Annotated in this window: 17 protein-coding genes and 1 tRNA gene; 9 read left to right on the top strand and 9 right to left on the bottom strand. The window is 49.1% G+C overall.

Annotation, left to right across the window (positions count from 1 at the left end; all coding sequences use genetic code 11):
- Positions 1-92 precede the first annotated feature (92 nt).
- Positions 93-362, top strand: a complete 270-nt coding sequence (locus C9I92_RS00890; RefSeq protein ID WP_047885532.1) for a hypothetical protein — start codon at positions 93-95, stop codon at positions 360-362.
- 317 nt (positions 363-679) lie between these two features.
- Here C9I92_RS00890 and C9I92_RS00885 read toward each other — a convergent pair whose 3' ends face one another.
- The 3 genes from C9I92_RS00885 to C9I92_RS00875 form a co-directional block, all read right to left on the bottom strand.
- Positions 680-1357 (bottom strand): SanA/YdcF family protein, encoded by a 678-nt coding sequence (locus tag C9I92_RS00885; protein ID WP_047885531.1) that lies wholly within the window; start codon positions 1355-1357, stop codon positions 680-682.
- A gap of 321 nt (positions 1358-1678) precedes the next feature.
- Positions 1679-1755 (bottom strand) — tRNA-Pro (locus C9I92_RS00880).
- Positions 1756-2167: 412 nt separating this feature from the next.
- Entirely contained in the window at positions 2168-3199 is a 1032-nt protein-coding gene (locus C9I92_RS00875; protein ID WP_047885530.1) for a ribonuclease T2 family protein, read from the bottom strand.
- Positions 3200-3636: 437 nt separating this feature from the next.
- Here C9I92_RS00875 and C9I92_RS00870 point away from each other — a divergent pair, with 437 nt between their 5' ends.
- From C9I92_RS00870 to C9I92_RS00860, 3 genes are all read left to right on the top strand, one after another.
- Positions 3637-3945, top strand: coding sequence for a hypothetical protein (locus C9I92_RS00870; RefSeq protein ID WP_047885529.1), 309 nt, complete (start codon positions 3637-3639; stop codon positions 3943-3945).
- Positions 3946-4380: 435 nt separating this feature from the next.
- Complete coding sequence (locus C9I92_RS00865) at positions 4381-5235, top strand: ABC transporter ATP-binding protein (RefSeq protein WP_047885528.1); 855 nt, start codon at positions 4381-4383, stop codon at positions 5233-5235.
- Entirely contained in the window at positions 5232-6071 is an 840-nt protein-coding gene (locus tag C9I92_RS00860) for a hypothetical protein (RefSeq protein WP_047885527.1), read from the top strand. Before C9I92_RS00865 ends, C9I92_RS00860 begins: the two co-directional genes overlap by 4 nt.
- A 214-nt stretch (positions 6072-6285) precedes the next feature.
- On the opposite strand, the gene C9I92_RS00855 is transcribed toward C9I92_RS00860, so the two are convergent.
- The 5 genes from C9I92_RS00855 to C9I92_RS00835 all read right to left on the bottom strand — a co-directional run bounded on the left by C9I92_RS00855 (position 6286) and on the right by C9I92_RS00835 (position 12942).
- Positions 6286-6489 carry a helix-turn-helix domain-containing protein gene (locus C9I92_RS00855; RefSeq protein ID WP_047885526.1) on the bottom strand — a complete coding sequence of 68 codons (204 nt, stop codon included), beginning with the start codon at positions 6487-6489 and terminating at the stop codon, positions 6286-6288.
- Between the two features lie 100 nt (positions 6490-6589).
- Positions 6590-9418, bottom strand: coding sequence for an Hsp70 family protein (locus tag C9I92_RS00850; RefSeq protein WP_047885525.1), 2829 nt, complete (start codon positions 9416-9418; stop codon positions 6590-6592).
- 251 nt (positions 9419-9669) lie between these two features.
- Positions 9670-11505 carry an Hsp70 family protein gene (locus tag C9I92_RS00845; protein ID WP_047885524.1) on the bottom strand — a complete coding sequence of 612 codons (1836 nt, stop codon included), beginning with the start codon at positions 11503-11505 and terminating at the stop codon, positions 9670-9672.
- Positions 11505-12131, bottom strand: coding sequence for a DUF2760 domain-containing protein (locus C9I92_RS00840; protein ID WP_207103702.1), 627 nt, complete (start codon positions 12129-12131; stop codon positions 11505-11507). Before C9I92_RS00840 ends, C9I92_RS00845 begins: the two co-directional genes overlap by 1 nt.
- Positions 12132-12648: 517 nt before the next feature.
- Positions 12649-12942: a winged helix-turn-helix domain-containing protein gene (locus tag C9I92_RS00835; RefSeq protein ID WP_047885522.1), complete on the bottom strand. Its 294-nt coding sequence runs from the start codon at positions 12940-12942 to the stop codon at positions 12649-12651.
- 386 nt (positions 12943-13328) lie between these two features.
- On the opposite strand from C9I92_RS00835, the gene torE reads away from it, so the two are divergent.
- The 5 genes from torE to lpxL all read left to right on the top strand — a co-directional run bounded on the left by torE (position 13329) and on the right by lpxL (position 18520).
- On the top strand, positions 13329-13466 hold the full coding sequence (gene torE / locus C9I92_RS00830; RefSeq protein ID WP_084712569.1) for a trimethylamine N-oxide reductase system protein TorE: 138 nt from the start codon (positions 13329-13331) through the stop codon (positions 13464-13466).
- 144 nt (positions 13467-13610) lie between these two features.
- Positions 13611-16103, top strand: coding sequence for a nitrate reductase catalytic subunit NapA (gene napA / locus C9I92_RS00825; RefSeq protein ID WP_047885521.1), 2493 nt, complete (start codon positions 13611-13613; stop codon positions 16101-16103).
- 49 nt (positions 16104-16152) lie between these two features.
- Positions 16153-16608, top strand: a complete 456-nt coding sequence (locus tag C9I92_RS00820) for a nitrate reductase cytochrome c-type subunit (RefSeq protein WP_047885520.1) — start codon at positions 16153-16155, stop codon at positions 16606-16608.
- Positions 16609-16619: 11 nt separating this feature from the next.
- Entirely contained in the window at positions 16620-17201 is a 582-nt protein-coding gene (locus C9I92_RS00815; RefSeq protein ID WP_047885519.1) for a NapC/NirT family cytochrome c, read from the top strand.
- Positions 17202-17593: 392 nt separating this feature from the next.
- Complete coding sequence (gene lpxL, locus C9I92_RS00810) at positions 17594-18520, top strand: LpxL/LpxP family Kdo(2)-lipid IV(A) lauroyl/palmitoleoyl acyltransferase (RefSeq protein ID WP_047885518.1); 927 nt, start codon at positions 17594-17596, stop codon at positions 18518-18520.
- 168 nt (positions 18521-18688) lie between these two features.
- Here the strand turns inward: lpxL and C9I92_RS00805 are convergent, their stop codons facing one another.
- On the bottom strand, positions 18689-19528 hold the full coding sequence (locus C9I92_RS00805) for a pirin family protein (RefSeq protein WP_047885517.1): 840 nt from the start codon (positions 19526-19528) through the stop codon (positions 18689-18691).
- Positions 19529-19571 lie beyond the last annotated feature (43 nt).

Genomic DNA, 19571 nt, shown 5'->3' with positions numbered 1-19571 from the left:
TATCAGTTGTATGGCTATTGTTAACCAAAGAGCGCGCAAATGTTGTGCCTTTATCGGGTGGGTTTTTCTTTTTGTGAGTTGGTGTTCAGGGAATGTGTGGGAATATACCCATTGAAGCTGTCACCCATGAAACAGAAAGTATTCCCCGTCGCATCTTATGGGGTACACCGTCAGATATGTTAACAAAAAAGTCGTGGCGTAATGATGATGTTCGCCTGGCAGAAGGGCATCATTTGGATGAATCTGACCTGAACAACAATGTCAATACTTTGACTGGTGTTATGGACGCACAGCAGGTTTTTGGCGAAACAAGTGTGATCTTGCTCCAATTAAGGTTGGCACCTGATGAATACAGTATTTAGTTACTGTTATGCCTTATGTATCATAAGTAAAAAGGAATCATAATTAATATACAAAAAGGCTAGGGACACAATGAGTACAAAGAAGGTTTTGATGAAAAAGCGCATTCAGAGTGAAGTACAAACTCACATGCGTAGCGTAAGAGAAAAATTTATCAGATCCTTTGCCGACGGCTCTAAGGCGAAAGTCAATTGAACAGTATTTGTGATGAAAAACGCCACTGAAACTCAGTGGCGTTTTTGTATCCGTTAGTCAGCCGGTTCATCGAAAGGAATTGATGACACAGCATTATATTTACGTCAGCGTGTGCGTTGCGGGCTTACAGTGATGAATGTGGGGCATCCTGTTCAAGCCTTTGTTGCAAGATTGGCTCTTTCGGTCCCGGAAACTTCGGCTGCATATCTAGCACATAGATATCAATAACCGCTTTTACGCGTGCGAATACTTCCCTAACACGGATTTTCATTCCCGCAGCACCTTTGGGTTCAGGTACGGCCAGACAAATGGCATCGATGTTGTTTTGTTTAGCAATAAAGAGTGCCCGTTCGCAGTGAAAGCGCTGTGTGATAATGACAAAGTGGTCGGCATCGAACACACTTTTAGCGCGCACTACAGAGTCCAGCGTTCTGAACCCCGCGTAATCCAGCACGATGTTTTGATCCGGGATCCCGGCCTTCAATAAGTCCCGCTTCATGGTCCAGGGTTCATTGTAAGAACGATGGGCATTATCACCACTGAGTAGCAGCACATTTACCTTACCTAACTGGTACAGGTTTTGGGCGGCATTCATCCGGTATTGATAGTAGGGGTTCAGTGACTTCGCGATATATTTGCTGGTGCCCAGCACCAGACCGACTGAGCGGGCTGGGATATCTGCAGTATCTTCAAAAATTCGCGACGAAGCCTGAGACGTAAACCACCGATCAACAAGCAAGGCAGATGAGGCAAACAGAATCAGAAAAACAACACTGATGCGTAAGAAAAACAGCAGTTTCATAAAAGAAGTGGAACCATATATCTGTGAAAGCCTCATTACTATTCATCATTAGCAGCATGACTGAACAACATACGCTCAAGCCTGCTGTAAGTATACTACCTTAATTTATTGATAACTTTCTGTAAACTAACGGTCAGAATCGTCATCATGTCGCGACGGGATCTGCGGCATTATTAATCAGAGATGACTAAAATTTCACTGGTAACAAAGGATTGAGGAAAGGTACACAGAAAAATACCTTCAGCCGAAGGAGGCATGAAAAAGGTGCTCTGAAAGTGAATGTTGAGAGTAGGGAAGATGCATCAGAATAAAAAAGCCTTCTGGTCGGACATACTGGATTCGAACCAGCGACCCCTACTCCCCCAGAGTAGTGCGCTACCAGGCTGCGCTAATGTCCGCCAAAAGGCTTTATATTCATTACGTTAGTGCAAATGAGTGTACTCAAGAAAATAAAGAATGCAATAGCCTCTCCACGAGAAATTTAAGCTATCTCTCAGAACAGGTCGGTTGTTTGGTGAAAAATTCCCCATCTTATCTCTGGTTTGTAACTGTCTGGCTGTGTATGTCTGTTATTGGATATCTGGCTACTGGCTACTGATTGACTGATGATTGTGTGCCTGTCGTAAAAATGCAAGAGAAGCATTCGCGGTGTTTAATCAAACCATGACGAGGAGCGGCGCTAAGTAAGGATAGCGTGCTAAGGGTAGAAACAAATGCAGCCGGTAAGGCCATTACAGGCTGCATTCGTGTCATGGGAGAACATTTGTGTTGTGGGAAAATCAGGATTCCTGGCAATAACTGGGGGAGCGTTTAATCCTCGATGCGGATATTGGCCTGACAGTTCCCTCTGAACGCCTTGTCTTGTCCCCGTTTTTTAAAACCGGTCTGGGCAGAATATGCTTCAAGCTTGGCACGTAGTGTTGAGTGTTGTTCAAAATCATTCGGCAGTGAAAGGCGTATCTCTTGCAGATAATGACCGTTCAGGCAAGAAAGCTGAATACCTTGGGTTGCACTTTCGCCCAATGACGCAACCATCATCTCACGGAAGTGAGTTACAGGGACGGATTTGCCAATGTTAGCTTTAATGAATTGCCCTACCACAGACTGATCGACCTGTTGCACTAATTTTGTGGCCAATAAGAAATAGTCGTCATCTGCGCGGTTCTGGCAGGCACCGTGTTTCTTCCACTGGTATTCACCAAAGTCAGTTTCATAATAAAAGTTAGGCATCCAGGGAGCGATCGCTTTTATCGTGGAAGGTGAAAGGCGCATTGGCTCAGCGGGTTCACAGTACCCATATTGGGTGCCACAAACATTTCGATTCGGCCATAAACCGTGCAAGGTCAGATTATTAACAGTGAGTTTATTGTGGTTAATCGCACGGCATTCAGGTTTTTGATTGGCATTTTTGTTGTGCTCACAAAATCCTTTTTGCCAACTGACAGCCAGAACATAGGAGTCATGCTGGTTTGGAATCTGGCATTGGTTGTTTTGGCGTTTATTATTCTGAGATGCCGTAAATGGCGGCGACTGAGATTGTGTGAAATCCGCTTTACCGCAATTAAGGTTTACCCAGCGTTCTTGCGGGTGAGCACCAGGAATGGCCAACTGAACCCAGTCGCCATTTGGTTTGTTAAGCTGTAATGCCTGATAGGTGTTGCCGGAATCAGTGTACCAGTCGCCCGGGTTAGCTTGTTTCTTGATGGATTGAAAAGCCGGGCACCGTTCTGAGGCAGTGAACGATCCATTAACCTTAACTGAAGCGAAACTGGTAATTGGGACTAAACTGGCAATGAGCAGAAAAGCGAAATGTTTAATTGGACGAGTCTGTGAAATTGGCATGATTTAATTAGGCGCGTATGTATGGAAATATTTGCAGATATTATAGAGGATACGATTCATATAGATAAACTGTTGCCAAACAAACAAGTGTGAACCACACTCATTTTGAAAGAACAAAAACCTGCTACTACCTGAACGAAGGTTAATTTTGCAGAAATTTAAGTTCACATGTACAAGAAGTAGAGGTATCATCGGCCTGTCTAACCTTAGTGGTTTCTGATTGCCACGCTCTATGCTCTCAATGACAATGCTTTAAATGACTAGTGTCCTGCATATTGAATGTGGTTCAGAATGTTTGTCAAACCAGCTCAGTTCTGAGGCTGTGTTTTTTGTTGTGACTTTTCGATTATCAATTCCGTGCCTCGCTGAGAGTCAATCATATCTTCTGTCGATTCAGAATGAGCCGGATGTGGTATTCGGTTTAAGAGGTATAATTCATGGATAATTTTGCTGCCGCTGAAAAGGCGCTATCAGCGATGCTGAAAAGCGTTGATAGTAAATCAGGTTCAGTTAAAGAAGAGCGCGTTGATTACCGCCAGATATTGATTGATTTTGCTGATGAGGTTCCTGGTCGTCAGAAAGCTGTAATTAAGCGTATTCCATTACAGAAGATTAATAACTTGATTGCTGTGTTGCACGAGTTTAAAGAAGAGTCGCGTAAGGTTCGTATGAATGAGATCCTGGCGCAGATGGAAAAAGACGGGGTACACCCGGAAGAATTGCTGGAAAACAGCTACGAAGTATAAAACTGACTGCATATATTTAGTTAACGAGTTTTGAGCACCAAGTTCTGATTCGTGAATAAGAAAAAGATATCTTGTTCACCGATAATTAAGCCATTTAATTATCGATTTTCTGTTGCGTGTAATGCGTACACAGTTAACTCTCAATGAATTCTAATGATTAAAGAGAGTGATTTTCTCTTTACCTCTTACTTGGGCGCCAAATATGGTTTGGCGCTTCTGTCTTTTATTGTCTTTCCTTTGTCTGATGTAATATAAGTTTCTTACAATTGAAACGGACGCTGTCATCTTGCTCATTCTGTGCTATCAACTGAGCAATCTATCGGATTCTGTATATCAATTTAGGCTTGGTATAAACTAGTGCTTCAGCATTGATTGTGCCAAGAAATCTGGCCTGTCAAAAAATAAATGCAAAGAAAAAATATACAGGCGTAAAGTGTGGAAACTTTAATTAAAGCGAAACAACTGAGCAAATCTTATGGCCGGTTTAAAGCCCTGATGGATGTCAGTTTTGAATTGAAAGCCGGGCAGGTGATGGGGCTGCTTGGCCACAATGGTGCAGGAAAATCATCATTAATCAAAAGTTTACTTGGTGCCCATGATTTTGATGGCGAGCTTTCTGTTTTTGGGTTGTCGCCCCGTAAGGATCGGGTGAACATCGTCCGGGATCTGGCCTACATCTCTGATGTTGCCATGTTACCGGAGTGGATGACCGTGAAGCAGGTGATCAATTTTGTGTCCGGCGTGCACCCGAAATTCAGTAAAGACGCTGTTCATGAGTTTCTGAAAAAAACAAATATACAGTTATCAACCCGAATCTCTCGTCTGTCTAAAGGCATGAAAGTGCAGTTGCATTTAGGGTTGGTTATGTCGAGTCAGGCAAAAGTTCTGATTCTTGATGAGCCTACTCTGGGACTGGATTTAATGTTCCGTGAGACATTTTACCAGCACCTGATGCAATGGTTTGAGCAAGACGACCGAGCGTTAATTATTGCCAGCCACGAAGTTGATGAAATTGCCCATTTACTGACTGATGTGTTGATTTTAAAACGCGGCAAGCCTGTGTTTATGGGAACCATTGCCGATGCGGTTACTCAACTGACGAAAGTACAGTTATTGCCCGAGCAATACCATGCTGCAGAAGTGGCCCGCCCGGTTTGGATTCAACATGGGGCAAATTCTCGAGTGGGGTATTACCGCAATCAGCCCCCTGAAAAACTGGCTCGCTTAGGGGAACTCTCTATCCCAACGTTGGCAGAAGTGTTTTTGGCATTACAGCAGGAGGAACAATGAAAAGCTGGATGACGTTGCTACAGAAAGAACTGCTGGAATATCGAATCGTTATCAAGCTGCCGTTGTTTCTTGTCGTGTTTGCCGTGGTCAATTTTGCCATTGTTCTTAGCGGAGACAGTCAGGTGATGTTCTCTGTAAAGAGCTCGGGCGCGATGATTGACTGGGGAATCGAAGCGGATGCGTTTGCGGGACTCATCGGGAAATTGAATGAGTTGCTCGCCGGTATTGTTTCTTTAGTGCTGTTTTTTATTTATGTTCCGAAGACGATGCGTAAAGAAAAACAAGAGGGAAGTCTGATGTTCTGGCGTTCAATGCCTGTGTCTGACACGCTGGCAGTGGCGGCCAAGCTTTGTTTCGCGCTGGTGGTTATTCCCGCTATCTCTTCCGTTTTGTTGCTTAGCGCTGATGCCATTGTCTGGGTGCTGGCGTCGCTCTTTATGCCGCAGGACGTAATTGCCTCGCTGGGCATTTCAGTAACTGGTGCCGCAATGCACTGGATTGGTTATGTGACGCGCCTTGGCTTGATGAGCCTGGCATTATTGCCGATTGCCACCTTGCTGCTGGCAGTTTCTCAGCTGACACGTTATCCACTATTAACAGTGATTATGGCGATTGTTATCTTCAAGGTTGCGATGATTCAGGCGACGGGTTCAACGGAACTGGGAAGTCGACTCTCTGATATTTACTGGCTACCGGTAACCGTATTGACCAGCAGTGAACCTCTGCCCGCTTATTTGATGTTAGGCTGGTTGAACGCGATACTGCTGGTTGCTAGTGTACTGATGTTTCTGGCATCCGTCTGGTTACGCGGGCGAGACGAAATGCTACGTATGTGATAGCGACATTAGCCAGCAAACAGAGCCAGTTAGGACACACTTTTTGTGCCAGTGATGGTTTGCGGGTGCTTGTTTGCGAGTATTTATTTGTAGGTGCTTGCTAGTAGGTGTTTGCTTGCAGGAAACTGGCACTGTTTAGCACCTTGAACTGATAGAAATAAAAACGGAGAGCACTGCTCTCCGTTTTTATTTTCTTCCCTGTCAGCAACAGCGGTCAGGCTGTTGTGACACTCTTGATGTAGTCTACTTCACGCTTGTACTTACGAACATTACGTGACAGTGTGCCCTTAGGAACATCAAAGCGTTTCTCAGCTTCGTAGCTGGAAAGGCCTTCAAACACTACAGCTTCGACAGCAACGCGTTGATTGTCAGATTTAAAAATACGTTGTGCGATAATTTGGTATTGGGCTCGGTTCATCTGGTATTACTCGCTCGGCAAAAAAGGACTAAAATTGCTCAAAAGTAAAAAGTCGTTTTATTTATGCCACAGAGATTACCAGCCGAACCCTAACAGAACCTTAATCGAGCAAGCGAAGACCTGCTGGTAGTGCATCACCAAATACGCGTTTTGTTTCGCTTTCTGTCAGCATTTTCACGGAAGATACCATCTCAATCCAGCTTTCAGGTACTTTGCTGAGCTTCAGTTTTTCCAGTACAGCCTGACGGCTTTCATCATCCACATCCAGTGCCCGGTCACCGGTCATGCGGCACATCATAACGGCCGCAAAGGCGATGTTGGAATCATTGCGCCAATCGAGATCCATCAGCTCTGGTAAACAGTAGGCAACGTGCTGTGGTGTTAGCAGGTTATGCGCACTGCCATAAAACGGGCTACGCGTTGCAATCCGGCCAATGGCCCACCAATGTGCCTGAGCGAACTGGGGCTTCTGCAAGCGGCCGAAAAGCCACTCAATCAGCTGCAGTTTGTACTCAAACGGCAGGTTTTCCAGTGATGCTGCTAAACGAACCATGTCCTCGTAGCTGCGATCCTGCATTTCTTTAGCCAGCTTACTGTTTCGCAATGCCGACGGATTAATGTACTTGGCAATTTCCTTAAAAATCAGTTTTTGCTGTTCCTGAGTCAGCCCCCCGGCGACGCGCCGCCAGAAGGTCCACCAGTCGCTCCAGGTTTTCGGGTTATCAAACTGAATACCATGCTGGTAAAGCGACCAGATTTGCTCCATGCGCCATTCATCTGATGGGTAACCAAAACCGGGACGCATCGTAAATCCGGCCAGTTTTAGCCAGTTTCGTTCGTGTAAATCTGAACGGCGACGGCGCTTGCGGCTGTCGAGCAGAGCATTGGCCAGCTCTCGCAAACACGGCGTTTCCCAGCTATCTCGTTTCCCCAGTAATTTTTCCAGTTGTTTGTTGATGGTTTTGATGGCTTTTGGATCGGCCGTTTTGGTGCTGCCACCGTACACTTGTTTAATGAGTGCTACTGCGTCATCCATTTTGGCTGGTACACCGGACTCGGCCAGATTCGCGTGACCAGACTGATTCAGTTTTGCCAGATCTTTTCGGATGGCAAATTCGACTTTCCAGCGTTTGGTGTCGTCCTGGGTACTGACGCATTCCAGTTGCAGTGTTCCCACCTCGGTAAGCTGGCAGGCCAGGGTAACTTCCTCGCGATCTTTCTGGTTGGCAGCCAGTTCAGAGCGATCCCGCTCACTGTCGAGTGTGGCAATGAAAGGCGGCAGACTAACGAAGCTCTCATGATCGATAGGGTAAAGCTTGCCGGCTTGTGTGTGCTGATCGTCAGTGGAAGAAACAAGGTTGAAACGAACCGGTTCGCCCAGCGTCAGGGCAAATTTACGATCTTTCAGACGAATTTCAGTGCCTTCATCCAGCCCTTTCGGCAGCAAGCATAAGCCTTGTCTGTCTTTTTTCTTGTCATCCAGAACCAGAAAGAATGAGCGGGCTGAACCGCCACCGATTTTAAGCTGTGCCCCGTGACGGGCTTTGGCATACGCAACAGCACCAAAGGCGACGGCCAGATCCGGATGTGGATTCTCAAGCTCAGTGACAGTGTCACCTCGCCATGCGGAAAAGTTTTCCAGCACCCGCTCGGAGAGCAGTGGACTGTTAAACACACCGCCGTTAAGGATCACAGCGGCCGGAATTGCGGGTTGTTCTTTGGATAACTCAATGCCTTTTTCACGAAGAGATTCGCGGCAAACACTGTCGTGCAATGAGATAAACTGCGCCAGGTGTTTACTGATTGCCGGATCGGCAGCATAGGGCAGGCCAAACTCTACCACGGCAGCTTGACGATGGGCAGGCTGATCACTGAACGCAGTGCGAGGGAAAAAGCCATCAAGCGCAACTCCGTGTACTTCATCACGGGTTAGAGCCACACTTTTTGCTCCGCCAATCAGGCGTGAACCGCTGCCAAGCATGGTGATGTTGGCACTTTCCGGCGCGTTACCAGAGAGCAGACGTTCTTTGACTTTGCGGGTTTGCTGAATCAGCTTTGATAGTCCGGCGGCGCTGAGCTTTTTACTGTCGCCGTGAAGTCGTTTTTCAGCCAGATGTGCCAGAGCCAGGTCAATATTGTCACCACCCAGCATCAGGTGATCCCCGACACCGATACGATCCAATGTAAGTTTACCTGCTTTCGTACCGACTTTAATCAGGCTGAGGTCTGTGGTTCCCCCGCCGACATCGCAGACCATCAGCAACGGAATATCCTGCAGCAGATGCTCCGCCTGCGATTTATTCTGTGCATACCAGTCGTAGCAGACTGCCTGTGGCTCTTCCAATAACAGAATATTGGTTAAACCGGCCATGGCTGAGGCTTCCAGGGTCAGCGCACGGGCTGATTCATCGAAAGAAGCCGGCACTGTAATGACGACTTCCTGTCTGTTCAGTTTGGCATCCGGGTGGTGGTAGTCCCACGCCTGGCGTACATGGTTCAGGTAACTGGCACTGGCAACGACCGGAGACACTTTCTGCACGCTGGTGTTGGCAGACCAAGGCAGGATAGGCTCATTACGGTCAACGCCGGTGTGTGACAACCAGCTTTTTGCACTGACGACCTGACGGCCTTCTACTTTAGCGCCAAGTTCACGGGCAAAATCACCAATAATGGCATGAGGAATGTCACCGCGAACCGGCGTATTGTCCCACGGCAGCACCAGCTGTGACGGATCAATCTCACCGTCGGCAGGGTGGTACCGGAATGACGGAAGCAGCGGCTTACGGGCGACCTCTCCCGGAGCAATGAGCTGATCAATTTCAAATATCTTGATTGGACTCGATTCTAGATCGTCAGAAATCGGGGTGTAGGCAACAACGGTATGGGTTGTCCCGAGGTCAATACCGACAAGATAACGAGGGGATGACATGATTACTCCAGGCTGATCATTCAGTGTTCAGAACATGTAGGATTCAGTGCGGATACAGGTTTTGAAAATCACCTTATCAGGATGGGCTGAAAGGGGACTGACCGGAAACTGAATCTTCCTTATTCAGATTAGTATGCAAAAAGACAGCGGCCATTATAACGTTGTAAACCGGTCTCTGTTGAGTCAAATCTTTGATTACAATAACGAACGGTAAGAAAAACGGCGCATTAAGCGCCGTTTTATGGAGGGGATTACTTGTCGCGAACGTCGAATTCGACCTGCCATTTCTGGCCGCCGTCAGTCGGAATCGCTTCCAGGCACAAAGTACCCAGTTCAGTCACACGAGAAGCCAGACGAACAGGGACCACTTCACCTGCAGTACGACCTTCAGAAACTGGCAGGGTAACCTGAATCGCAGGCAGCTCTTCCAGTTCTTCCGGTTGCCACCAGTCCAGATGGGTGCCGGCCGGGTCTTCTCGGCGAACCGTTGAGCCAAAGAATTTGAACTGAACCGGCTGACCGATCACCAGACCAAATTCACGGCTTGGGACGTCGGCATGAGTGCCTTCTTCCATCCCAAACGGTGCCACACACAGAGCTTCCAACGGTGGCTCCATGCCCGGAATTGCAGGCATTGAACTTTCGATACCTACGTAGTAGCTGCTTGCAATACCGCCACGGATACGAACGCCTTTGCCTTTGCGCACCGAACCGTAGTAAGAGGCGCCGCTTGCAACGGCCAAGTCCAAATCCACACCCTGCAGGCGCTTCGCTTCCGGGCTGCCTGCGGTGGTCAGCCAGCTGTTGATGATGGACATCAGACGCTGTGACAGCAGATCCGATTTCAGAACGCCACCGTTAAACAGAATCGCGGTCGGGCGAATGAAATCTTCGTGCAGTTGGTCGTATTTCTCAAACAGCTCATCAACCGCAGAAGATTGACGGCTCAGGAAGCCGGCAACATGACGGGAAATCGCTGCATCCTGTGCGTATGGCAGACCCATCTGGGTCAGTGCACCACGCTGCATTTCGACAGGATGTTCGTTAACGCTGTTGCGTGGGAAGAAGCCTTCAACCAGTGTCTGTTGGACTTCTTCCTGAGTCAGTTCAGTCTGCAGTGTGCCGCCCAGTAGCTTCGAGCCACGGCTAGGCACCACGATCGGCATCGTTTTCAGCTCTGGGTCGCTCAGCAGTGCTTCTTTCGCATCACGACAAGCGTGTGTGATGGCCTGAATCTGCCATGGTTGAAGCTGCTTGCCTTCCTGCGCCAGTTTCATTTTCAGACGGTAAGCCAGCGCCAAATCCATGTTGTCGCCACCCAGCAGGATGTGATCGCCGACTGCAACACGGTTCAGTACCAGATTGCCGTCTTCTTCAGTGACGGCAACCAGTGAAAGGTCAGTAGTACCACCACCGATATCAACAACCAGAACCACGTCGCCGACAGAAACCTGGTCACGCCAGTTTTCTTCATTGTTTTTCAGCCAGCTGTATACCGCGGCTTGTGGCTCTTCCAGCAACGTCATGTGTCGGAAACCGACTTCGCGGGCCGCATCGGCGGTCAGGTCGCGGGCTGCCGGATCAAACGAGGCCGGTACCGTAATGGTCACGTCTTGATCAAACAGCGGAGAGTCAGGGTGCTGGTGATTCCATGCATCAGCCAGGTGAGACAGGTACTGACGGGTCGCTTCCAGTGGCGACACCTTCTCAACTTCTTCCGGGCTGTTCAGCGGCAGAAACGCATCACGGCGGTTTACGCCGCCATGGCACAGCCAGCTTTTTGCACTGGCAACCAGACGGATAGGGGTCTTGCTGCCTAATTGGCGAGCCATGGCACCGACGATGGCTTTCGGTTGACCGTTCCAAGGCAGGGCCGTGTCGCCCGGTGCCAGTTCAGACTCGTGAGCCTGATACATAAAAGACGGCAGCTGATCTTTTTCTTCGACATTACCTGGCGTAGTCAGCTGGGCAATCGGCATCACATTGACGCGAGCATCTTCATCTTGCAGATCAACGTAAGATAAAACGCAGTGTGTGGTACCCAGGTCGATACCGACACTGTAACGGTGTTCTTGTGTTTCGTGCATTACAGTTCTACCTCAGCGGCGGCAATGATACGCGCATCATGACCTTCTGCCAGTTTAGGCAGTTTGACGTCAGTGACTCTCCAGCCGCGGTGGATTAATGTTCCGGTAAATGGCGCTTCACCAACAACATTGCCGGTCAGACGAACTTCTGATGCATTAAAGCCTTGTGGCAGGGTAATGCGGGTTTCTTCGTCTTCGCTACGCACTGGGGCAAAGCTGAAGTACTCGTTCAGTACTTTCTGGCCACCTTCGTGAATAACGCGCGCAGCAGCACCGATTTCAGCATCGGCAAAGCCTTTCAAATCTTCTTGCATGAAGTCGATGAAACGGGCTTCCTGCTGAAGCAGTGAAAGTAACTGAAGTGCCGCATCAGGCGTGGCGGTTTTCAGTTTTGGTTCAACTTCGACGATCTTTTCGACTTCAACCACTTTTTCAACTTCAACAATCTTCTCGACGGGTATTTCAACCTCGACCAGTTTCTCCACTTCCTTTTCAACGACTTTCTCGATTTCTACCGGTTTGCCTTTTTTGGCGACGTACAGCACCAGAAGAACAACGACAAGACCTGCCAGCCAGGCGTGACCCATGTCGATAGTTGTCGGCATTGCCGATAGATCCACAGTCAGATTAGAAAAATCAAAAGCCATATTCCGTATTCTCTATAAACAGTGAGATTCTTATTCAAAATTAGGGCGAATCTTATCATAATCAGGGTGCATTACATCTAAGCCTGTCATTTTTTTGCCCTAATTAAATCAATTCGTTTCGCTGTCGCTCACTTTACCATCAAAAATCTCTGACAAAGCTCTGTCATCGCGGAAAAATACGCATGCTAATCTGCCCGGTCGGCCACAAGATGCGTATCCCTTTTCAGTTTTAGCGTATCTGGCTGGGTTTGCAGGAAAATGTTTACGGATTATGCCTCCGTTGCCGGTTGTTTTTGGCAATGAGGCTAATGCAGTGGAATCAAAACATGCTTTGCCCGTCTGACGTGAGCCGGGCAAAGAGCGTGCAGAGTTAAGTTAGCGGAGTGACGTTAATTGCGCGGCTAAGAGTGCAATGAATAGTTTAGCTAAAGGTGCAAGTAAAGGTGCAAGCCAGGACGCAAACACGCGGATTGGCCTCGCTGGCGAATCCGGGATGTTACGGGTAGTCCAGCACCATTTTGATGTCGCTCAGATTGTCATGAATCCAGTGTTTGTTAATGGCACCCCATTCTTCAATCACATACATGCCGCTTCGATTGCGTTCACCTTGCGCCTGCTTAAACGTGCAGACAATATCTAGATCAGCAAGGCTTTTGATGGTGTCCTGCGCTGTACGGCGCGGCATACCGGTGTATTCCAGTAACCCCGGCACCGTGGCGATGCCGTTATCTATCAGGTATGCCACATAAAGGCGGCGGTAAAAGCTGGTTTTGGTCTTGCTAATTGTCATTTCAGACGGTCCTTCTTGAAAAATCCTTATTGCGTCGCCTTTGTTATTGCCCGGCATTTCCCTTCGCATACCTGATGGAATTCTGTTTGGCTGAACAGTTTGTGAACGCGTTTTTCTCAGCCTGAACATTTATCGTCAGGGTGCCTATAAAACAAATGGTTAGCAGGTGTTTAGGCTGTAAATAAGCCTATCACTGAAATGGGTCCGGCAACAGTCCATTCTCATTGTATCGAGGTTCTTTGTCTTGATCGCTTTTCTACCGTGCGTCAGCGCCGATCGGCTACCCCTTTAGTCCTAATTCCCGCCTGACTAAGTTATCAAATTCTCAGAAGCTAACTAGAGTTAAACATAATAAACCGATAGGGAATGGATATTGGGATATCACTATGAGTGACGCAAATCGTCGAGGCTCAGAGCTGAAAGCCTTCCTGTTTATCACCGTTATTTTGTTTCCTGTATTGGCGGTCGCTGTGGTTGGTGGCTACGGCTTCCTAGTGTGGTTTTTACAGGTCATGGCGGGATAAACACTTAGCGCCAAATGAAAAAACAGCTAAAGAGCGAGTTTACAGAGCCTACTATTAGCCTTGGTCAGCCATTGAGCCTACAGCCGATTGCTGATCAGGCACAGCAGATTGTCAGCATAGATTAAGCAGCAGAGTGAGGACGCAATGAAATGTTCACGGCGTAACTTTATCAAAGCGCAGGCCGCCGCATCGGCTGCTGCCGCTGCTGGTATCTCCATACCGGTTGTGGCCAGTAATGTCGTTACCGATGCCAGCAAAACGCAAATCACCTGGGAAAAGGCACCCTGCCGGTTTTGCGGCGTGGGGTGTTCGGTGAATGTCGGGGTGAAGGACGACAAGGTGGTGGCCACTCATGGCGATATTAAGTCGCCGGTAAACCGCGGCCTGAACTGTGTGAAAGGATACTTCCTCTCCAAAATTATGTACGGGGAGGATCGCCTGACGCAGCCGTTGCTAAGAATGAAAAACGGCAAATTTGATAAAGAGGGTGATTTTACGCCAATCACCTGGGAGCAGGCGTTCGACATCATGGCTGAGAAATGGAAAGCGACCCTCAAAGCCAAAGGCCCAGAGGCCATCGGGATGTTTGGTTCCGGCCAATGGACGATTTATGAAGGCTATGCCGCGTCAAAGTTAATGAAAGGCGGGTTCCGTTCAAACAACATTGAACCCAATGCACGACACTGTATGGCTTCTGCCGTTGTGGGGTTTATCCGCACATTTGGTATCGATGAGCCTATGGGCTGTTATGACGACATCGAAGAAGCAGATGCCTTTGTGCTGTGGGGATCGAACATGGCAGAAATGCATCCGATCCTGTGGACTCGGGTGACTGACCGGCGTCTGTCGAATCCGCATGTTAAAGTCTCTGTGCTGTCGACGTTTGAGCACCGTAGCTTCGAACTGGCCGATATTCCGATTGTCTTCACCCCGCAGACGGATTTGGCCATTCTCAATTTTATTGCCAACTACATCATCACCAACGACAAAGTGAACCATGACTTTGTAGATAAGCATGTCAATTTCCGCCGTGGGGCGACCGATATCGGCTATGGTCTGAGACCGGATAACCCATTGCAGCAAAAAGCCAAAAATCCGGACAGCGGCGAATCGGATCCGATGACCTTTGATGAATTCAAAAATTTCGTGGCGGAGTACACCGTTGAAAAGGTCAGCGAAATGTCGGGTGTACCACAAAACCGGTTGATTGAACTGGCTGAGCTGTACGCCGACCCGGAAACCAAAGTGACCTCGTTCTGGACGATGGGATTTAACCAGCATACCCGCGGTGTCTGGTGTAACAACCTGGTGTACAACATTCACCTTCTGACCGGGAAAATTTCGACTCCGGGCAACAGTCCATTTTCACTGACCGGGCAGCCGTCAGCATGTGGTACTGCGCGTGAAGTCGGGACATTTGCGCATCGACTGCCTGCTGATCTGGTCGTAACCAATCCGGAACACCGTAAAACAGCTGAAAAAATCTGGAAACTGCCGGAGGGAACCGTTCCTGAAAAGGTAGGGGCTCATGCGGTGCTGCAAAGCCGGATGCTCAAAGACGGTTTGATTAATGTTTACTGGATTCAGGTTAACAACAACCTCCAGGCCGGGGCGAACATCAATGAAGAGACCCTGCCGGGGTATCGCAATCCGGATAACTTTATCGTGGTGTCGGATGCCTACCCGACGGTCACGGCGCAGTCAGCCGATCTGGTATTGCCAACGGCCATGTGGGTCGAAAAAGAGGGGGGATATGGCAATGCCGAACGCCGTACCCAACTCTGGCACAAGATGGTCGATGCACCGGGAGAGTCCAAGTCAGATCTCTGGCAGTTGATGGAATTCTCCAAACGCTTCAAGACCGATGAGGTGTGGCCGAAAGATCTGTTAGATGCCAACCCTGCGTATAAGGATAAAACGCTGTTTGACGTGCTGTTCGTTAACGGTCAGGTGAATCAGTTCCCGCTGGAAGAGATTGCCGAAGGTCGCAGTAATGACGAATCGACCGAATACGGTTTCTATGTCCAGAAGGGGCTGTTTGAAGAATACGCCCAGTTCGGACGCGGTCACGGTCATGATTTGGCACCGTTTGAGCGATACCACGAAGAACGCGGGCTGCGCTGGCCGGTCGTCGACGGTAAAGAAACCTTATGGCGATTCCGAGAAGGCTCCGATCCGTATGTGAAACCCGGAACCGGTTTTGAATTTTACGGAAAACCGGATGGCAGGGCTGTGATTTTTGCGCTGCCTTATGAGCCGCCGGCGGAAAGTCCTGATAAAGAGTATGACTTGTGGCTCTCAACCGGACGGGTGCTGGAGCACTGGCATTCCGGTTCAATGACCCGACGTGTACCGGAATTGTACATGGCTTATCCGAATGCACAGGTCTTCATGCATCCGGAAGATGCCCGTACCAGAGGTCTGCGACGGGGTGATGCGGTGAAAGTGATATCGCGGCGAGGTGAGATCATTACTCGGGTTGAAACCCGGGGACGGAATAAACCGCCGAAAGGTCTGGTGTACGTGCCGTGGTTTGATGCCAGTCAGCTCATCAACAAGGTGACACTGGATGCAACGGATCCGTTATCCAAACAGACCGATTTCAAAAAATGCGCCGTTAAGGTCGTGAAGGCCTGATACCGAGAAGAGCATACCCAACAGCCAAGCATTGGCTCAGGAGCCTGCTATGAACCGCATCATAATGCTGATGATATTGCTGTTTACTACCGGAGTGATTGCCGCCACCACTGTGATCAAGGGCGATGAGCTGGCGACGCTGCGTAAGTTTGCTCTGGTGGGCGAACCAGAGCCGCCGGCAATGAACAATACACTCAACACCGACCGGATACCGAAACGCAATTATCCGATGCAGCCGCCGGTGATCCCGCACAAGATCGATAATTATCAGGTCGATCTGAATGCCAACAAATGTATGGCCTGTCATGCTCGCAGCCGGGTGGAAGAAACACAGGCCCGCATGATCAGTGTGACGCACTATATGGACCGTGACGGTAACTTTCTGGCAGAGCTTTCGCCCCGGCGCTACTTCTGTCAACAATGCCACGTGGTGCAGACAGATGCTAAGCCTGCCGTCGGGACCACTTTTTCTGATCTCGATACATTGCTAGATCAGCAAGAGTAACGGAGGATCCTATGTGGCAATGGATTAAGAAGTGGTGGGGAATCATACGCTCACCGGCGAAATATTTCAGTCTGGGCTTCCTTACTCTTGGCGGATTCATCGCCGGGATCATTTTCTGGGGGGCATTCAATACCGGGATGGAACTGACCAACACCGAACCTTTCTGTGTCAGTTGTCATGAAAACAATGTTTATCAGGAAATACAGGGCACGATCCATTTTACCAACCGAACCGGGGTGAGGGCGATTTGCTCTGACTGTCATGTACCTCACAACTGGACGGATAAAATGGCGCGTAAGATGCAGGCATCCAAAGAAGTGTGGGCCTGGATAACCGGTGCGATTTCGACCAAAGAAAAGTTTGATGCCCGTCGTCTGCACATGGCTGAGCGTGAGTGGACCCGAATGAAGAAAAATGATTCGCTGGAGTGCCGTAACTGCCATGAGTTCAGTTATATGGACTTCACCCGTCAATCATCACGGGCATCCACACAACATTCAAGCTCCCTGGCTGATGGCTCAAAAACCTGTATTGATTGCCACAAAGGGATTGCTCACCGTTTGCCGAATATGAGTGGTGTGGAAGGATTTTAATGGATTTATTATCTTAGAGATATGTGATGAGGCTGCAGGATGCAGCCGCCTGATTTATGCTCGTATTCAGCAAGCGCTTTCTGCAATACGCTCTCTGTAGCACGCGATCTGCAAACGACTGTCGTCAGGTTTGCACCGTGACGGCATCCGCCGTGTCATTCTGAGTCATCCCTTTTTCTGCCTCTGTTTCGTTTGATTGTCCGCATTATTGTGAACCGGTGAAGCAGGTTACTGCTAGGGTTGGTTCGGAAAGGCACCTTCCCCTTTATGTGAAGGTGTTAAGCCTTGCATGACCGGGGGCAGCAGCATAAAATTTGCTGTTCAGTTTACGCTTCAGACTCTTACCGATGACTGGGTGCGATAACAATAAAGACAACGGGACAGCGATTCTAATGAGTAAATTTACAGCTCCTACTTTCACCAAGGCGCTTCTTCATCCGCGTTACTGGCTGACACTGGTCATGATTGGTCTGATGTATCTGATCAGCTGGCTTCCTTATTTCATCCAGTTCCGTCTGGGTCAGTTGCTGGGGCGGTTGGGGATTCGTTTGCTTAAAAAACGCCAGAAAACCATCGTTCGAAATCTGGAGCTGTGTTTTCCTGAGATGTCGCAGGAAGAGCGCGACGAGATGGTGAAAAAGAACATTGATAATACCGGTCTGGCGTTGTTCGAAACCGGCATGGCCTGGTTCTGGCCGGATATTCGTGTGCGCCGCCATGTAACCTATGAAGGTATGGAACATATCCGTCAGCTGGAAGCGGAAGGCAAAGGCGTGCTGCTAGTTGCTTGCCACTCCCTGAACCTTGAACTGGGTGCGCGTGCTTTTGGTATGCAAACGCCGGGGGTTGGGGTGTACCGTCCTAATAAGAACCCGTGCTTTGACTACTTTCAGTTTAAAGGCCGCGTGCGTTCTAACAAATATATGATTGATCGTAAAGACGTAAAAGGGATGCTGCGAGCGCTGCGCACAGCAGAACGTGTGTGGTATGCACCTGACCATGATTACGGTCGCCGCCGTTCAACCTTTGCGCCACTGTTTGCAGTAGAGAAAGCGTGTACCACCACAGGTACCAGCCTGCTGGTGGACGCCTCGAAATGTGCTGTGGTGCCGTTTGCGATGGTCCGCAATACCGATTCTGGTCAGTACACGCTGAAGGTTTTCCCGCCATTGGACGCCTTCCCGCACAATGATCCGGATGCAGCGGCTGCGTATACCAATAAAGCGATTGAGCGTTCTATCATGGAAGCGCCAGAGCAGTATATGTGGTTGCATCGCCGATTCAAAACGCGTCCTGAAGGCGAGCCGTCGCTTTACTGAGTGCGCTGACAGCATTTCAGGTTATCTAAACTAAAGTTGTGAAAAAAGCTTCCCACTGTGGGAAGCTTTTTTATTTCTAAACAGCCAACTATGGCGATGACCGTGGTGACAAGGCTGTTATGGAAAGCCAATGGTGACTGCTTCGTCGGGTTTTACATTTGCTACGAACTAAACAAACTGACCGTTTTGATAATCGGTGATGGCTTGTTCAATTTCTTCCAGTGAGTTCATGACAAACGGCCCATAGTGAACAACCGGCTCATTCAGCGGCAGTCCGGAGAGTAAAAGCAGACCGGTATCCTGTTTCGCGCTAACTTCGATACCTTCGCCATGATCGAGTACAGCAAGTGTGCCGGCATCAATGCTGACCCCCTTGATTTCAGCCTCCCCGCGATAGACATAGATCAGTGCCTGAAAATCCGGGTTCAGGCAGCTGGTCAGTACTTCGCCACGGCTGGCATGCCAGTCTGCGATGGTCGTAGCAACCCCGGTTTTCTGCAGCGGGCCGGTCAGGGTCGTACCGCGAATGGTCAGATCCCCGGCGATCACCCGGATCAGGCTGTTGTCGTTGAGGGCGTGCTCCGTGATCATTTCGGGCTGAAAATCTGCGTAGTCAGCCGGTTGCATTTTCTTGGCGGCGGGCAGGTTTATCCAGATCTGGAAACCGTGCAACTGGCCCGCTGTCATGATTGGCATCTCGCTGTGAATCACGCCACGTCCGGCAGACATCCATTGCGCGCCGCCGTCACGTAACTCGCCGACATTACCCATATGATCTTTGTGCTGAAAATGACCATTTAACATGTAAGTCAGGGTCTCAATGCCACGATGGGGGTGCGGAGGAAAGCCACCGATGTAATCGTCAGCACTGGTTGATTTTAGCTCATCGATCATCAGGAAAGGAGAGAACACCGGGTTATCAAATCCTGCTACACGTTGAATTTTAACGCCGTCACCATCTGCTGATGGGTGAGAACGAATGAGCTGTTTGACGTGTCGAATTGCCATGGTGGCCTCCTGAATGCGAATTTGCTCTGATACGGCATGTAAT

It is taken from the genome of Photobacterium ganghwense (assembly GCF_003025595.1).
Taxonomy (GTDB): Bacteria; Pseudomonadota; Gammaproteobacteria; order Enterobacterales; family Vibrionaceae; genus Photobacterium; species Photobacterium ganghwense.
The sequence above is the reverse complement of the archived record's forward strand: the minus strand, read 5'-3'. Positions and strand labels throughout refer to the sequence as shown.

Bases quoted from the DNA above. Each gene is read 5' to 3' on its own strand.
- C9I92_RS00820 (WP_047885520.1), top strand. From the start codon at position 16,153: ATGAACCGCATCATAATGCTGATGATATTGCTGTTTACTACCGGAGTG.
- C9I92_RS00835 (WP_047885522.1), bottom strand. From the start codon at position 12,942: ATGACAATTAGCAAGACCAAAACCAGCTTTTACCGCCGCCTTTATGTG.
- C9I92_RS00805 (WP_047885517.1), bottom strand. From the start codon at position 19,528: ATGGCAATTCGACACGTCAAACAGCTCATTCGTTCTCACCCATCAGCA.
- C9I92_RS00890 (WP_047885532.1), top strand. From the start codon at position 93: ATGTGTGGGAATATACCCATTGAAGCTGTCACCCATGAAACAGAAAGT.
- C9I92_RS00885 (WP_047885531.1), bottom strand. From the start codon at position 1,357: ATGAAACTGCTGTTTTTCTTACGCATCAGTGTTGTTTTTCTGATTCTG.
- C9I92_RS00860 (WP_047885527.1), top strand. From the start codon at position 5,232: ATGAAAAGCTGGATGACGTTGCTACAGAAAGAACTGCTGGAATATCGA.
- C9I92_RS00870 (WP_047885529.1), top strand. From the start codon at position 3,637: ATGGATAATTTTGCTGCCGCTGAAAAGGCGCTATCAGCGATGCTGAAA.
- C9I92_RS00875 (WP_047885530.1), bottom strand. From the start codon at position 3,199: ATGCCAATTTCACAGACTCGTCCAATTAAACATTTCGCTTTTCTGCTC.
- napA (WP_047885521.1), top strand. From the start codon at position 13,611: ATGAAATGTTCACGGCGTAACTTTATCAAAGCGCAGGCCGCCGCATCG.
- C9I92_RS00845 (WP_047885524.1), bottom strand. From the start codon at position 11,505: ATGCACGAAACACAAGAACACCGTTACAGTGTCGGTATCGACCTGGGT.
- torE (WP_084712569.1), top strand. From the start codon at position 13,329: ATGAGTGACGCAAATCGTCGAGGCTCAGAGCTGAAAGCCTTCCTGTTT.
- C9I92_RS00850 (WP_047885525.1), bottom strand. From the start codon at position 9,418: ATGTCATCCCCTCGTTATCTTGTCGGTATTGACCTCGGGACAACCCAT.
- C9I92_RS00815 (WP_047885519.1), top strand. From the start codon at position 16,620: ATGTGGCAATGGATTAAGAAGTGGTGGGGAATCATACGCTCACCGGCG.
- C9I92_RS00855 (WP_047885526.1), bottom strand. From the start codon at position 6,489: ATGAACCGAGCCCAATACCAAATTATCGCACAACGTATTTTTAAATCT.
- lpxL (WP_047885518.1), top strand. From the start codon at position 17,594: ATGAGTAAATTTACAGCTCCTACTTTCACCAAGGCGCTTCTTCATCCG.